The sequence below is a fragment of the Thalassospira lucentensis MCCC 1A00383 = DSM 14000 genome (genome assembly GCF_000421265.1).
Taxonomy (GTDB): Bacteria; Pseudomonadota; Alphaproteobacteria; order Rhodospirillales; family Thalassospiraceae; genus Thalassospira; species Thalassospira lucentensis.
On record NZ_ATWN01000005.1, the window covers coordinates 215,939 to 230,289 of the forward strand.

The following is a 14,351-nucleotide window of genomic DNA, read 5'->3' on the forward strand; positions in this document are numbered from 1 at the left end:
AACATCAAACTCGGGCGGTATCAACGGCAAAGCGTTTTACAGCGCATGCACCTTAAGTGGTTCGCCAATACCTTTGACCGCATAGTCCCCGCAATAGGTTGTTTTCTCTGGTATCAGGCCTACCAGAACGTCTGACACCAGCAGCGGCATTCCAATTTACTTGGTCAGCGATTCGAACCGTGCGGTGCGATTAACCGCAACGCCCATCACCGTGAAATCAAGACGATACGCCCAGCCGACGTTGCCATAGACAACTTCACCGTAATGAAGCCCGACACCAAAGGAAAGCGATGGCAAACCAAGTTCGGGCAGATCCGCAACAATCGGGTGGTGATCTTTCAAATCAATTTTTGCCAATTTGATGCGCACCGAGATGCCATGGGAAACTTCGTGAAGTTCCGCCCCCTTTTCGATATCCCAAAGATAGGGCCAAACCGCGACCTTGCTAGTGCAAAGATTCGAGCGGACAAAGTGCGCACGCAATGTGAAGTCCGTTAGATTTCACCTGAAACATTTATTGTTCCAAAAACACAAGAGGATCGCTGATCAACCGTCCTTTACACGCTATCCAATCAATAACCGGGCCGCTATTCCACACCTCACTCACCCCGCCAACTGCCATGAAACGTATTAATCTTGTTCAAAATGTCCGCATTTGTGCGCACAAGTCACAGCTTTAATGCCCATAAACGTTCTAATTGTTTTTGCTGCTTTGCAATATATTTAGAGTCTATTATACTATTTTTGTAACACTTTGTTTCAGTTCGCATTCTGGAAACGCCCTGTTACAGTTTTGTGGATGCAATAGATCGCCTCTCGCAGCATGTTGTCGCTGTAATTGGTTTAAAGCCAGGGAGGAAACATATAATGTATCTGCGCAAAACCATCCTCGCCACAGGTGTGGCGTTATCAGCTCTCGCAACTGCCAGCTTTGCTCATGCCGAACCAACCGCTGAAGTCCTGCATTGGTGGACTTCGGGCGGCGAAGCAAAAGCTGTCGCAGCTCTTAAAGAAGATTTTGAAGCCAAAGGCGGCAAATGGGTCGATAGCCCGGTCGCTGGTGGTGCTGGCGATGCAGCCATGACTGTTCTGCGTTCGCGCGTTCTGTCGGGTGATGCACCGGCTGCTGTACAGCTCAAAGGTCCGGCGATCCAGGAATGGGCCGAAGAAGGCGCACTTGCTGATCTCAACGACGTTGCCGCTGCCGAAAATTGGGATGATGTCATTCCGCCGGCAATTCAGGACGTTATGAAATACGAAGGCGACTATGTTGCTGTTCCGGTGAACATTCACCGCGTTGACTGGATCTGGGCAAACCCGACCCTTCTGGCAAAAGTTGGTGCAGACTCGGTTCCGACCACTTGGGACGAGTTCAATGCCCTTGCTGACAAACTGCAGGCTGCTGGTATTACGCCGGTTGCCCATGGTGGTCAGCCTTGGCAGGACGCAACCATCTTTGAAACCGTCGTTCTTGGCCTTGGCGGTCCGGAATTCTATCAGGAAGCACTGGTTGACTTGGACGACGACGCGCTGAATTCTGACACCATGAAAGCGGTGTTTGACCAGATGCGTAAAATCCGTGGGTATGTCGATGCCGACTTCCCGGGTCGTGACTGGAACCTTGCAACTGCAATGGTCATGAATGGCGATGCCGCCATGCAGATTATGGGCGACTGGGCCAAAGGCGAATTCCTTGCTGCTGGTAAAGTACCGGGCAAAGACTTCCTTTGCGCACCGACCCCGTCAGAAAATGGTTACCTGTTCAACACCGACAGCTTTGCAATGTTCAACGTTTCTGGCGACGACAAAATCGCTGGTCAGAAACTGCTTGCTGAGCTGATTGTTGGTGAAAAATTCCAGGAAACCTTCAACCTTCTCAAAGGTTCGATCCCGGCACGTCTTGGCGTTCCGATGGACAAGTTTGATGATTGTGCAAAAAAATCCGAAGCTGACCTCAAGTCTGCTCAGGATGCTGGCGGCTTCCTGCCGTCGATGGCACATGGCATGGCGCTTCGCGGTCACCTTTCGGGTGCCATCGTTGACGTCGTGACAGCACATTTCAACTCCGACATGACGTCTGACGAAGCTGTCTCACGTCTGGTCGAAGCTGTTGAATTGGCCAAAGACTAATCTCATCTGATCAGAACAGTATTTCTGTCTGAATAGCGCGCAGGCCCCGGTTTTCCGGGGCCTGCTTCCCACTACTTTAACTTTTGAGGCAAAGGGTATGGGGGCTTCTCAAAGCACCGAAAGCAACCTGGCGGCCAGCATCCAACGTCATCTTTCCAAGATCGTGGTTGCACCGTCCTTTGCTGCGTCCCTGTTTTTCGTTTACGGGTTTATCCTGTGGACCGGCTATATGGCGTTTTCCAAGTCGCGCATGCTTCCCGTTTGGGATTGGGCAGGCTTGCGACAATACGAACGTCTGTGGCAGATGGAACGCTGGCATGTTGCCATTGAAAACCTGTTTATATTTGGCGGTCTGTTTATTGTGACCTGCCTGTTTATCGGGTGCCTTTTGGCAGTTCTTCTCGATCAGCGTATTCGCGCCGAAGGCGCTCTTCGCACGATCTTTCTCTATCCGATGGCCCTGTCGTTCATTGTGACGGGTACTGTCTGGAAATGGCTACTTAATCCGGGCCTTGGCCTTGAAAGCATGATGCATAACCTTGGCTGGGAGAGCTTCAAGTTCGACTGGCTGGTGAATTCAGACATGGCGATTTACACCGTTGTCATCGCAGCCGTCTGGCAGGCATCGGGCTTTGTTATGGCAATGTTCCTTGCGGCATTGCGCGGCGTTGATCAAGACATCATTCGCGCAGCCTATATGGACGGTGCCAGCCTGCCCCGCATCTATTTTGGCATTATCATTCCGTCAATTCGCCCGGTCTTCCTGAGCGCGATTGTCGTTCTGGCCCATCTGGCTGTCAAAAGCTTTGATTTGGTCATCGCCCTTACCGGTGGCGGCCCGGGCTATTCATCCGATCTTCCGGCAACCTTCATGTACACCATGGCATTCCAGCGCAACCAGCTTGGTATTGGCGCGGCCAGTGCGATGATGATGTTGGCAACCGTTATGGCGATCATTGTGCCGTACCTGTATTCCGAACTGCGCGGAGGCAAGAAAAATGGCTGATATTCAGACCTATAGCCAAGACGCAGGCTGGAAAAACGTCGTACTGCGCGGGTTGCTGTATCTCGTTTTGATCCTGTTTGCGATCTACTACCTCTTCCCGCTGATTGTCATGATTTCAACGTCATTGAAGTCGCTTGACGAAATTCGCGAAGGGTCCCTGATTTCACTTCCGCGTGTCATCACATTTGATGCTTGGAACTATGCCTGGAACGAGGCATGTGTCGGCGTCGAATGTACAGGTATCAAAATCTATTTCTGGAACTCGGTCAAAATGGCGGTTCCCGCTGTTCTGATTTCGACCTTCCTTGGTGCGATCAATGGCTATGCGTTGACCAAATTCCGGTTCAAGGGTGCGAACATCGTCTTTGCCCTTCTGCTGTTTGGCTGCTTCATTCCGTTTCAGGTCGTTCTGCTGCCAATGTCGCAGGTTCTTGGCAAGCTTGGTCTTGCCAGTTCGACCCCGGGCCTTGTGTTGGTTCACGTCGTTTATGGCCTGTGCTTTACCACCCTGTTCTTCCGGAACTACTATGTTTCGATCCCCGACGAACTGGTCAAAGCAGCCACCATTGATGGTGCGGGTTTCTTCACCATTTTCTGGCGTATCATTCTGCCGATCTCGACCCCGATCATCGTGGTTTCGGTCATCTGGCAGTTCACCCAGATCTGGAACGACTTCCTGTTTGGTGCCTCATTCGCCTCTGGCGCAAACGCACCAATGACCGTCGCACTCAACAATATCGTCAACACCACTACCGGCGTAAAGCAATACAACGTTGATATGGCCGCAGCCCTGCTGACGGGTCTTCCGACGTTGCTGGTTTATGTTCTGGCAGGCAAATACTTCGTCCGCGGCCTGACCGCTGGTTCGGTGAAGGGATAAGCAAATGGCATCACTCACCCTCGATAAAGTTCGCAAGGCATTTGGCCCTGTTGAAGTTCTCAAGGAAATCAACCTGTCGATTGACGATGGCGAGTTTCTCGTCCTTGTCGGTCCATCAGGTTGCGGTAAATCGACCCTTCTGAACCTGATTGCAGGTCTGGAAACGTCCACGGACGGGGAAATCCGCATTGGTGATCGCGTCATTAACGACGTGCATCCCAAAGACCGTAACATCGCCATGGTGTTCCAGTCTTATGCACTCTATCCAAATATGACGGTGCGTAAGAACATCACCTTTGGTCTTGAAATCCGGGGCGTCTCAAACGCGGAACGTGACAAGGCAGTTGCCGATGTTGCAAAACTTCTGCAGATCGAACCGCTCCTGGATCGCAAACCAGCCCAGCTTTCAGGTGGTCAGCGTCAACGCGTTGCCATGGGTCGTGCACTTGTGCGCGATCCGGACATCTTCTTGTTCGATGAGCCGCTTTCGAACCTTGATGCCAAGCTGCGCGTCGACATGCGTACCGAGATCAAGAAGCTGCATCAGCGCCTTGGATCGACCATTGTCTATGTGACGCACGATCAGATCGAAGCCATGACCCTGGCATCGCGGATCGCAGTCATGAAGGGCGGCATCCTGCAGCAGTTTGATACCCCGCAGAACATCTATGAGCGCCCGAACAACATGTTTGTTGCCGGCTTCATCGGCTCACCGTCGATGAACTTCATGGATGCGACCCTGCGCGATGAAAACGGCACGCTTTCGGTTCATATTGACCGCGAAGGCAGCCCGATCAGCCTTCCGTTGTTTGAAGCACCGGAAAGCTACCGCGCATATGCTGGAAAAAAGGTTGTCTTTGGCATCCGTCCTGAGGCTCTTACGCACAAACGTAGCAGCTCAGACTCTGCCGACAGCCAGTACGTCAATTTCGATAGCAAAGTCGAAGTGATCGAACCGACAGGTGCCGACACCATGACTGTGATTGAAATTGCAGGCAAAGAAATCGTCGCACGTGTCCGGCCAGACCGGGCACCGACACCGGGCGAGAGCATGACGTTCTCGGCCGACATGTCTCAGATCAGTCTGTTTGACCCGGATTCCGAGTTGCGGATCTGATCTGACTGGCGGGTGGTTCTGGGGGCCACCCGCCATTCTTCTTTTTGGCGTATGCCCAGATCGAAGGCGGCGTCAGAACATGCATCAAATGCCAGGTTCACGTAGATTGTAAACGGTCCCGATGTGGGCCGTTTTTTTTATTACCGCGTTCAACGGATCATGGATTGACCGTAACGCGCCGGGGCAGCGATATAATCACCTCAAGCCCCCTGCCCGGCATGTTGCGCAACGCAATATGACCGTCATGGGCATCAACCACGGTTTTGACAATCGACAGTCCAAGGCCACTGCCGCCTGTCTTTCGCGCGCGTGATCCTTCAACCCGATAGAACGGTAAAAACACCTTATCCTGATGCTCATCGGGAATACCCGGGCCTTCATCGCGGATGGTGACCAAAACGGTGTCGGCTGTTGCCTCAAGACTGACTTTTGCCCGATGACCGTATTTCAGGGCGTTTTCAATCAGGTTGGTAAAGGCACGTTTTAGAGTGCCGGGCCGACAGGACAAACGAATGCTGCGTTTGCCGTCAAAGGAATGTGGTTCATCCCCACCTCCAAACACCGTATGGACGGAACTGAATTGCAACGGCTGGGGGCCATCAAAGGACACAGGGCGACCAAGATCGGCGTAATCGTCACAGATTGCCTCAAGAACAGACACGAAATCAACGGTGCGTTCTTCTTCCTTCTGAATCCAGTCGCCCAGAAAGTCGAGCGCATCGTTTAAAAGGCTGTCCATTTCATCAAGGTCGCGCAGGACCGTTTCGCGCAACTCATCATTTTCAATGAATTCAGCGCGAAGGCGCAACCGCGTACTGGGTGTGCGCAAGTCATGCGAAATCGCCGCCAGCATCCGGGTTCGGTCGCCTAGCATGCGCGATATCCGCTCGCGCAAATCGTTATAGGCCGCTGCCATCGACCGGGCTTCGGTCGGGCCACGTTCTTCGACTGGCGGATTATCGACTTCATCTCCGTGATTGATGATGGCACGTGTCAGGTTCTTGAACGGTCCAGCCAGCAAATCAGCAAGGGCTGCAAACACCGCCAAAACGGCGGCGACCCCCATCAAAAACATCAAGAAAACAAGCGACGGCGACGAATAGTTTGCCCAAAGTTCATCATGGCTCACCAGAAACCGTTTGCCTGATGGCATCATAATTTCAACTTGGGCTTCCAGACCAAGCCGCGCAATTTCGCGCGACAGCTCGGCAAGAAACAGGCTGGGATTTTCGGTGGCCTCGATGACGGCGCGCTGTTCAGCACTTAGCCGTCCACGCAGAAAATGAACCTTTACCGAAATCGGCCACCCGGTGTTGGCCAACCTGACCGGAAGGGCAATGTGCTGTGCCGGGCGGGAGAACAAAAGCAACGTCCCCAGATCATCGGGAGATAATATCCGCAGTACCATGCCATCGCGCGCGGCGATATCGACGATGTTGGACTCAAATTCGGGATTTTCGGCAATACGCAGCAATTCGCGGATGGTAAAGCCCAGTGTATAAGCCCGCCCGATCCGCTCGTTGCGTTCAATGACATATAGGGATGCCATGGTGCTGAGAATGGCGATGATCACGCCCCCCAGCATCATGAGCATAAAGATGCGCCCGCCAAGGGTACGCGGTTTATAGCGGCGAAGATGGTTGCTAAATTCCGCGAACATACCGCCCATCAGCCGCCCCTAAAGCGTTTGCGTATCAGCGCAGAACTGATAACCGATACCGCGCACGGTCTTGATCAGTTTGGGGTTTTTGGCATCTTTTTCGATTTTACGGCGCAGGCGGCTGATCTGGATATCGATACTGCGATCAAACGGCAGCGAGCTTTGCCCGCGCACGATATCAACCAGTTGTTCACGTGAAAGCGCACGCTTGTTGTTTTTCACCAATGCCAGCAACAGCGAAAATTCACCTGTTGAAAGGTGAACCGCCACACGGTCGGCATCAAGCAATTCACGTGACCCGATATCAAGGGTCCATTCGCCAAAAATGATCCGTTTGGTTGGCGCGACTTCATTATCAACCGGCCCGGCAGTACCGGTTTCAAACCGGCGGAACACGGCACGAATACGAGCCAGCAATTCGCGCGGATTGAACGGCTTGGTCAGATAGTCATCCGCACCAAGTTCAAGTCCAAGAATACGGTCCGTATCCTCACCCACCGCCGTCAGCATAACAATCGGCACCTTGGATGTACGACGCACGTCACGGCACAATGCAAAGCCGTCTTCACCTGGCAACATGATATCAAGAATCACCAGATCGATTTTCCAGTCACGTAAAGCCCTGTGCATCTCATTGCCATCAGACACCGTGGTGATCCGAAAGCCATGTTGCAGCAGGAATTTTTTCAAAAGCTTCTGGATTTCCTGATCGTCATCGACAACCAGAATATGAGGTTCACGTCGCGTAGTCAGAGTCCCCACCTCCCTATGGTAGACAGGCCCGTTTGAGCCTTGGGCGGAGTTTAGTCGATAATGCCAACGGTTTGAACCATTTTACCAATTGTCGCTGATAAAAGAAAAAGCCGAGTGTTTCCCGGCTTTCTCCAATGCGTTTCAACGCCTTCACATCCTAGAATGTGATAGATTATTTCAGGTCATAAACCTTGGTGCTGCCCGATACTTCGGACGCCACAACAAGCATCGCATTGCCGGTCGGGCTGTCTGTGGCCGCGACGAACTGGAAGCCCTCTGGTGCGAGTTCACCAGCAGTGTCATGTTCCGGGCTGCCCGAAAAACGACGATCACTGTGATAAGTAACAAATTGCGGATTGCTCGGGTTTGTCAGGTCATAAACCATAAAGCCACCCTGACGTTCCAGACCGATAAAGGCATAAGGCGTGCCGTTGACATAGCCCGATGCGATGCCTTCGGGTTCTGGACCCTTGTCATCAGAACGGTTGTCGCGACTGTAATTTTCGGTGTCGGATGCGTTAAATACATTGGCGTAATTTGCTGCCAAATACTGCTCAAACGCATCACCACTGTCAAAGACCATTTGGCCATCGGCATCAAGGACCGAGAACGACCGCGCCCCATAGCTGTAAATTACATCGACGTCACCATCACCGTCGGTGTCGCCCTGTGCGGTTGTGGTTTTCAACCGGCCCAGATTTTCATCTTTCTGAAGGCTGCTTGCATTCGGGAAGGCAACCGGATCAAGGGTCAGCTTACCGACACGCGTTTCTTCGCTGTAACCGTCGTAATCACGTGAATCGCCCTCGTTGGCGATCAGAACCCAGGTCTTGCCACCAATCTCAATCGCATCAATGGTGTCTGGCATATACATGCCCAAGACCGGCCATGTGCGGATGTTGATTTTGCCATCCTTGTCGCTGGCATCAAACGCATGCACCGAATGATCCTTGAAACCAAGCCCGGCAACGCGTTTTACGCTGGCTGTTTCAATATCAATGATCGCAACCGCGTTGTTTTCTTGAAGCGAGACATAGGCGGTTTTGCTGTCTTTACTGACAGCTATGTATTCCGGCTCAACATCCTGCGCGACGCTGGAGGTGTCGGGGTTTGATGTCCGCATGCCATATGGCAGGTCGGCATTATTGAGGAACGTAAAATCAACTGTGCGCACATCAGAATCGCTCAGCCCGTCAACACCGCCTGACAGTGAAATGATCGAAACACTGCCTTCCGGATCGTTGGTAAAGGCGTCGTTCGGCTCCCCTTCATTGGCAACCAAAACATGTTTACCATCCGGGCTGAATTTGATCATGTCGGGTAATGCCCCGACCGTAACAGCCGAGATGAAGTCGCCATCAGTATTGAAAAACACAGCCTGTCCGGAGGCCTGTTTGTCGGCATTTTCAACCGCAACCGCGACAACCCCATTCATGATCGCAACGCTGTTGGCACCCTTGCCCCACGCCGAAAGTGTGATGGCACCGACCTTGGTCAGTTCATCCGGGTTCGACATGTCAAGAATATCAATCGCCTTGTCGGCACCATTGACCACGAAAATACGCTTTGTTTCCGGGTCGAAGGCCGGAATTTCAGCCGCACTTTCGTCAAGCATTCCTGTCCGATATTCGCCCATCGGGACAATCGTAAATGGATGTGCACCAACGTTGGTGCTCCCATCGGCCATCATGACACTGTTACTGGCGGTCCCGGCACAGGCGCTCAGCAGTACGGAAACGGCGGCAGTTGCCAGAAGTGAAGAACGCATAATTCCCCCTTGGTAAATGGTTCATCAAAACAGACAACCTGCGGATTTGATGTAACCGTTTGATGACCAAATGGTGACCGTTTCATAAATATCTTTTGGCAATGACTGCTCCAATCGGCGTGCGAAGCCGTAACAATAGTCAAACCGTCGCGTTGACAGGACCCAAGCCAGACAGGATTGCCTTCATGCCACAGATTAACATCGCCGTTATCGGCGCGGGAATGGCCGGTCTAAAAGCCGCAAGCACGCTGCATAACATCGGAATGAACGTCACCGTTTTTGAAAAAAGCCGTGGTCTTGGCGGCCGTCTGGCATCCCGGCGCACCGATTTTGGTCATTTCAATCATGGTGCCCAATATGTGACTGCCCGAAATCCAGGATTTGATGCCTTCCTGCGTCAGGCAACCGACCATAAATCCGCGCAAAACTGGCGCCCGAACCTCCATCGCGGCGACATAGAAAGTGGATCGATATACCCTACCAAAGAGATATCACAAAACCCCGACACCATCTCGCAACTTGATCAAACAGCTCAGACCAGCACGGTCGGTAACCTTGCGGTTGATTGCTGGTTTCAAGGCGCACCGCAGATGAATAAGCTGATCCATCCGCTGGTGGATGACTTTGACATCAAGAAACAGCATCGCATCATCGCGATTGAGCCATCCGGCCCGCGCCAGTTCATATTGCATGATGATCTTGATGGCACATTTGGGCCATTTGACGGTGTGATTGTCTCCGCACCCGCACCACAAACTGCGGATATTTTACGCCCGCTCAGCCCCCGTTTTGATCCGATTGGTGAGGTGGTGATGGCGCCCTGCTGGGCGGTAATGGTGGCATTTGAAAAGCCACTGCCGACGGCCTTTGATGCCATGCTCTATCCGTCTCCGGAAATTAGCTGGGCGGCGCGCAGCACACAAAACGAAGGCGTCTTTCACACCCGCACCCCCGACCCATGGGTTTTGCACGCAACACCACAATGGTCGCGCGACCATCTCGAAGAAGACAAAGACCGGGTGATTGAAAAGCTTCTATCGGCCCTTCGCGCCGCAAGTGGTGTCAAACTGCCCGAACTGCATAGTATCGCCGCCCATCGCTGGCGCTATGCCCGTACGGAAGTGCCGCTTGGCAAAAGCTATTTAAACGGTATGAATGGTCGGGTGATTGCCGCAGGTGACTGGTGCCTTGGCGCACGGGTCGAAGCCGCATGGCGCAGCGGCCAAACCGCCGCGCACGCCATGATGGAAACCCTGATAGGGTAGCGCTAACAACAGAACGTACCAACATGCCGCGTAACGCAAACGGACAACGCCCTTCAAAGGCCGACTTGCCACAAAAGACCTGCCCGGCCTGCAATCGACCATTTTCATGGCGGCGTAAATGGAAGGACTGCTGGGACACGGTGCGATATTGTTCCGAACGATGCCGCAACCAGCCCTCGCTAAAAGGGCGACGTTAGACAAAACCAACATCGCCCTTTCCATGCGTTGAACGCACGCGACGTCCCTCTCCGGCAATCAGCTGCGCAAGGATTGCATCTGCTTGATCAGACCAGCGGTCGAAGCATCGCGTGACCCGGCATTTTCCGTACCCTGCACCATCGGAAGCAGTTCCTTGGCCAATTGTTTGCCAAGCTCAACGCCCCACTGGTCATAGGAATTCACATTCCAGATGATGCCCTGAACAAAGATTTTATGCTCATACATTGCCACCAAACGGCCCAGCGTAAACGGGTCAAGCTGCTTATAGAGGATCATCGTGCTGGGCTTGTTGCCGGCAAAAACCTTTTGCGGGGCGAGCACATCAATCTCCGCCGGGGACAGATCACCACCAGCAAGCTCATCACGAACTTCTGCCTCGGTCTTACCACGCATTAAGGCTTCGGCCTGTGCAAAGCAGTTAGCGACCAGCTTGTCATGATGGTTTGACAGCGGATGAAGCGCCTTGGCCGCGACAATGAAGTCCACCGGGATCAGTTCGGTTCCCTGATGGATCAACTGATAAAACGCATGCTGCCCATTGGTGCCGGGCTCCCCCCAGATGATCGGGCCGGTTTCATAGGCAATTGGCTGACCATCACGGGTCACTGATTTACCGTTACTTTCCATATCGGCCTGCTGCAAATAGGCCGGCAACCGCGAAAGATGCTGATCATATGGCAGGATGGCCTGGCTCGATGCGCCCAACACATTGCGATACCACACCCCAATTAGGGCAAGGGTCACAGGAATGTTGGCGTCAAGCGGTGCTGTTTTGAAATGAGTATCCATCGCCTGCGCACCGCGCAGCAATTCTTCAAACTTGTCATAGCCAACGGCGAGGATGATCGGCAGGCCAATCGCCGACCACAGGCTATAGCGCCCACCAACCCAGTCCCAGAAACCAAACGCATTTTCGGTATCAATCCCGAATGCCGCAACCTTTTCAAGCGCAGTTGAAACGGCGACAAAATGCTTGGCAACGGCATTTTCGTCACCCAATGCCTTAATCAGCCAATCACGCGCCGAATAGGCATTGGTCAAGGTTTCATCGGTGGTGAAGGTTTTGGATGCGATGATGAAAAGCGTTGTTTGCGCATCAAGGTGTTTCAGCGTATCGACAATATGCGCGCCATCCACGTTCGACACAAAATGGCACCGGATGCCGTCAACATGATACGGGCGCAGCGCCTCATTAACCATCACCGGACCAAGGTCAGATCCACCAATGCCGATATTGACGACATCGGTAATTTTCTTGCCCGTATGGCCCTTCCACGCACCCGAATGAACCCGCGCGGCAAAGGCTTTGAGCCGGCTAAGAACGTCCTTGATCGCGGGCATGACATCTTCGCCGTCAACCTCGATCGAACCGCCATCAAGATTGCGAAGGGCCGTATGAAGAACAGCACGGTTTTCGGTGACATTTATCCGGTCCCCGGCAAACATCCGGTCGCGCCAACCTTCGACATTGGCCGCAGTCGCCAGTTCGCGCAGAGCGACCATGACGTCATCGCTGATCAGGTTTTTCGAATAATCAACAAACAGGTCATCCAGTGACACGTTAAAGCGATCAAACCGTTTGGGATCGTCGGCGAACGCCTGACGCAGGTTCAATTTTTCGGAAACATCCGCACCAAGGCGATCAAGTTTTTCCCAGCTATCGGTCATTTTATCTGCGGACATACCACCCTCGGCCAATTCAAATCATTTCACACACAATCACCATGCCAAGCAACCTAGCACGGTGATCACACTGTTTGTGGGACAGTTTGCGTAAAGAGTGTGGCGGTGATGGGGCTGCCGCCACGCTTACACGGTATTCCTAAATCCTCAACGCGCGGACAGAAAGGCTTCGACTTCTTTCTCGGTCGGAAGCGCGTTGATCGCACCGCGTTTGGTAGCGGTAATCGCGCCCACCGCATTGGCAAAGGCACATGCGGCGCGCAGTTTTTCTTCTGATCCAAGTAAATCCGGATCTTTTAAAAGTCGCGACAGGAAACCCGCCGTGCAGCCATCCCCTGCCCCAGTCGCATCCACGGCCGTGATTTTATAAGACGGGACAAAACCATCAAATTCCGGGGTGATAAAGCGCGATCCTTTGGGGCCATAGGTCACAACCAAGGCCCGCCATCCGTCACACCACAAATCCTTGATGCCATCTTCAAGGTCATCCTTACCCGATACAAACAGGATTTCCTCATCCGACATTTTGACAATATCGGCCTGACTGATCGCCAGACGCAGGACTTCCTGTGCTTTTTCCGCGCTTGGCCATAGGGGCAAACGAAGGTTGGGATCACAGGAAATAATCGCACCGTTTTCGCGCGCGATCTTGATTGCTTCAAGCGTCGCGGCACGCGGATCATCATCAATCATACACAGCGTTCCGTAATGGAACAGATCGGTCGATTTTAGCATATCCGGATCAAGATCAGCCGGTGACAGCAGCATATCGGCCGACGGGCTACGATAGAACGAAAATTCACGTTCCCCATCAGCGCGCAACGACACAAAGGCAAGCCCGGTCAGGGCTTCCTTGGTCAGGACGATACCGGATGTGTCAACATCGGCACTTTTAAGCGTATCAACCAGAAAATGACCAAAGGCGTCATCGCCCAATTTGCCAATAAAGCCGGTTTCGATGCCCAGACGTTGCAATCCCACAGCCGCATTCCCCGGCGCGCCACCCGCAGCCTTGGCAAAAGCAGGCGCATCGGCAAGGCCGGTTCCCGTCACAGTCGGCACAAAATCGATCAGAAGTTCCCCAAGGCAAACAGCTTTTGCCGTCATTACGTTTCTCCGTTTTTATCACCCGGATCATGGATCGGGATCATATCATTTGCTGTGGGACGCACCGCTTTTAAATCGATTCAATTCATCACGCAAAGGAATTAGGCCGTTTCTTTCGAAACGACCTGTCTTCCGATCTTCGAACTATGACCGCGCGGCACTCAGACCGCCCACCCCTGATCCACTTCACGTCCACGATCAAGGGACCGCATCCACTCATCAAAACTGGCATCGCGATCAAGCTGTGCGCGGTAATGGCGATGCAACGCCGCAACCAACCGGCCATCACGCCCCAGTAAATCATCGGCATAGCCAATCATGCGTGAATTTGGCCATGCAATCGGACGAATGGTCCGAAGCTCGTTAAACAGACTATCTTCGTCAAGGTCAGGCTGCGCTTGTGCCATCAATGTCAGCATTGCCGCAGTCGAACGTGACACCCCCATATGGCAATGAACAAGCAAATGCCCGTTTGACCGCTGATCAACCGTATTTTTCAGTGCTTCACCAAAACGCAGCACCTCTTCGACAATGCCGGGGCTCGGCGCAATCATGTCGGCTTTATCATCAATAATGTCATGAAACCGCAGCAAGGTCCGTTCATGCGGGCTGTAATGCGTAAAAACATCGGGATCATCCCGATCAGGATCAATCATGGACAACACATGTGAAACAGCACTGCTGCGATGGGTTGGCAGCTCATCAATGCCGCAAATTGTCAGCATGGAAATGGAAATCTGTTTCATGTCGTTCTCCTAAGTGA

13 protein-coding genes are annotated in these 14,351 nt (G+C 52.9%); 6 read left to right on the forward strand and 7 right to left on the reverse strand.

The window, feature by feature from the left end:
- Window positions 1-156 precede the first annotated feature (156 nt).
- Window positions 157-483 (reverse strand): adenylate/guanylate cyclase domain-containing protein, encoded by a 327-nt coding sequence (locus tag K355_RS0112165; RefSeq protein WP_022732418.1) that lies wholly within the window; start codon window positions 481-483, stop codon window positions 157-159.
- A gap of 384 nt (window positions 484-867) precedes the next feature.
- Here K355_RS0112165 and K355_RS0112170 point away from each other — a divergent pair, with 384 nt between their 5' ends.
- The 4 genes from K355_RS0112170 to K355_RS0112185 all read left to right on the forward strand — a co-directional run bounded on the left by K355_RS0112170 (window position 868) and on the right by K355_RS0112185 (window position 5,133).
- Entirely contained in the window at window positions 868-2,130 is a 1,263-nt protein-coding gene (locus K355_RS0112170) for an ABC transporter substrate-binding protein (RefSeq protein WP_022732419.1), read from the forward strand.
- A gap of 97 nt (window positions 2,131-2,227) precedes the next feature.
- Complete coding sequence (locus tag K355_RS0112175; protein ID WP_022732420.1) at window positions 2,228-3,136, forward strand: carbohydrate ABC transporter permease; 909 nt, start codon at window positions 2,228-2,230, stop codon at window positions 3,134-3,136.
- A complete protein-coding gene (locus tag K355_RS0112180; RefSeq protein WP_022732421.1) occupies window positions 3,129-4,016 on the forward strand; it encodes a carbohydrate ABC transporter permease in 888 nt (295 codons plus the stop codon). Before K355_RS0112175 ends, K355_RS0112180 begins: the two co-directional genes overlap by 8 nt.
- A 4-nt stretch (window positions 4,017-4,020) precedes the next feature.
- Window positions 4,021-5,133: an ABC transporter ATP-binding protein gene (locus tag K355_RS0112185; RefSeq protein WP_022732422.1), complete on the forward strand. Its 1,113-nt coding sequence runs from the start codon at window positions 4,021-4,023 to the stop codon at window positions 5,131-5,133.
- Window positions 5,134-5,290: 157 nt separating this feature from the next.
- On the opposite strand, the gene K355_RS0112190 is transcribed toward K355_RS0112185, so the two are convergent.
- The 3 genes from K355_RS0112190 to K355_RS0112200 all read right to left on the reverse strand — a co-directional run bounded on the left by K355_RS0112190 (window position 5,291) and on the right by K355_RS0112200 (window position 9,314).
- Window positions 5,291-6,802: a sensor histidine kinase gene (locus K355_RS0112190; protein WP_022732423.1), complete on the reverse strand. Its 1,512-nt coding sequence runs from the start codon at window positions 6,800-6,802 to the stop codon at window positions 5,291-5,293.
- 9 nt (window positions 6,803-6,811) lie between these two features.
- Entirely contained in the window at window positions 6,812-7,555 is a 744-nt protein-coding gene (locus K355_RS0112195; protein WP_028791561.1) for a response regulator, read from the reverse strand.
- A gap of 163 nt (window positions 7,556-7,718) precedes the next feature.
- A complete protein-coding gene (locus K355_RS0112200; RefSeq protein ID WP_022732425.1) occupies window positions 7,719-9,314 on the reverse strand; it encodes a choice-of-anchor I family protein in 1,596 nt (531 codons plus the stop codon).
- 185 nt (window positions 9,315-9,499) lie between these two features.
- Between K355_RS0112200 and K355_RS0112205 the strand changes: the two genes are divergently transcribed.
- Together K355_RS0112205 and K355_RS25380 are read left to right on the forward strand one after the other, a co-directional pair.
- Window positions 9,500-10,579: an NAD(P)/FAD-dependent oxidoreductase gene (locus K355_RS0112205; protein ID WP_022732426.1), complete on the forward strand. Its 1,080-nt coding sequence runs from the start codon at window positions 9,500-9,502 to the stop codon at window positions 10,577-10,579.
- A gap of 23 nt (window positions 10,580-10,602) precedes the next feature.
- A complete protein-coding gene (locus K355_RS25380) occupies window positions 10,603-10,776 on the forward strand; it encodes a DUF2256 domain-containing protein (protein ID WP_081649510.1) in 174 nt (57 codons plus the stop codon).
- 58 nt (window positions 10,777-10,834) lie between these two features.
- Here the strand turns inward: K355_RS25380 and pgi are convergent, their stop codons facing one another.
- The 3 genes from pgi to K355_RS0112220 form a co-directional block, all read right to left on the reverse strand.
- Window positions 10,835-12,481 carry a glucose-6-phosphate isomerase gene (gene pgi / locus K355_RS0112210; protein WP_022732427.1) on the reverse strand — a complete coding sequence of 549 codons (1,647 nt, stop codon included), beginning with the start codon at window positions 12,479-12,481 and terminating at the stop codon, window positions 10,835-10,837.
- Window positions 12,482-12,628: 147 nt separating this feature from the next.
- On the reverse strand, window positions 12,629-13,588 hold the full coding sequence (locus tag K355_RS0112215; protein ID WP_022732428.1) for a PfkB family carbohydrate kinase: 960 nt from the start codon (window positions 13,586-13,588) through the stop codon (window positions 12,629-12,631).
- 161 nt (window positions 13,589-13,749) lie between these two features.
- Entirely contained in the window at window positions 13,750-14,334 is a 585-nt protein-coding gene (locus K355_RS0112220; protein WP_022732429.1) for a tyrosine phosphatase family protein, read from the reverse strand.
- Window positions 14,335-14,351 lie beyond the last annotated feature (17 nt).

Bases quoted from the DNA above. Each gene is read 5' to 3' on its own strand.
- K355_RS0112170 (WP_022732419.1), top strand. From the start codon at position 868: ATGTATCTGCGCAAAACCATCCTCGCCACAGGTGTGGCGTTATCAGCT.
- K355_RS0112175 (WP_022732420.1), top strand. From the start codon at position 2,228: ATGGGGGCTTCTCAAAGCACCGAAAGCAACCTGGCGGCCAGCATCCAA.
- K355_RS0112180 (WP_022732421.1), top strand. From the start codon at position 3,129: ATGGCTGATATTCAGACCTATAGCCAAGACGCAGGCTGGAAAAACGTC.
- K355_RS0112185 (WP_022732422.1), top strand. From the start codon at position 4,021: ATGGCATCACTCACCCTCGATAAAGTTCGCAAGGCATTTGGCCCTGTT.
- K355_RS0112190 (WP_022732423.1), bottom strand. From the start codon at position 6,802: ATGGGCGGTATGTTCGCGGAATTTAGCAACCATCTTCGCCGCTATAAA.
- K355_RS0112200 (WP_022732425.1), bottom strand. From the start codon at position 9,314: ATGCGTTCTTCACTTCTGGCAACTGCCGCCGTTTCCGTACTGCTGAGC.
- K355_RS0112205 (WP_022732426.1), top strand. From the start codon at position 9,500: ATGCCACAGATTAACATCGCCGTTATCGGCGCGGGAATGGCCGGTCTA.
- K355_RS25380 (WP_081649510.1), top strand. From the start codon at position 10,603: ATGCCGCGTAACGCAAACGGACAACGCCCTTCAAAGGCCGACTTGCCA.
- pgi (WP_022732427.1), bottom strand. From the start codon at position 12,481: ATGTCCGCAGATAAAATGACCGATAGCTGGGAAAAACTTGATCGCCTT.
- K355_RS0112215 (WP_022732428.1), bottom strand. From the start codon at position 13,588: ATGACGGCAAAAGCTGTTTGCCTTGGGGAACTTCTGATCGATTTTGTG.
- K355_RS0112220 (WP_022732429.1), bottom strand. From the start codon at position 14,334: ATGAAACAGATTTCCATTTCCATGCTGACAATTTGCGGCATTGATGAG.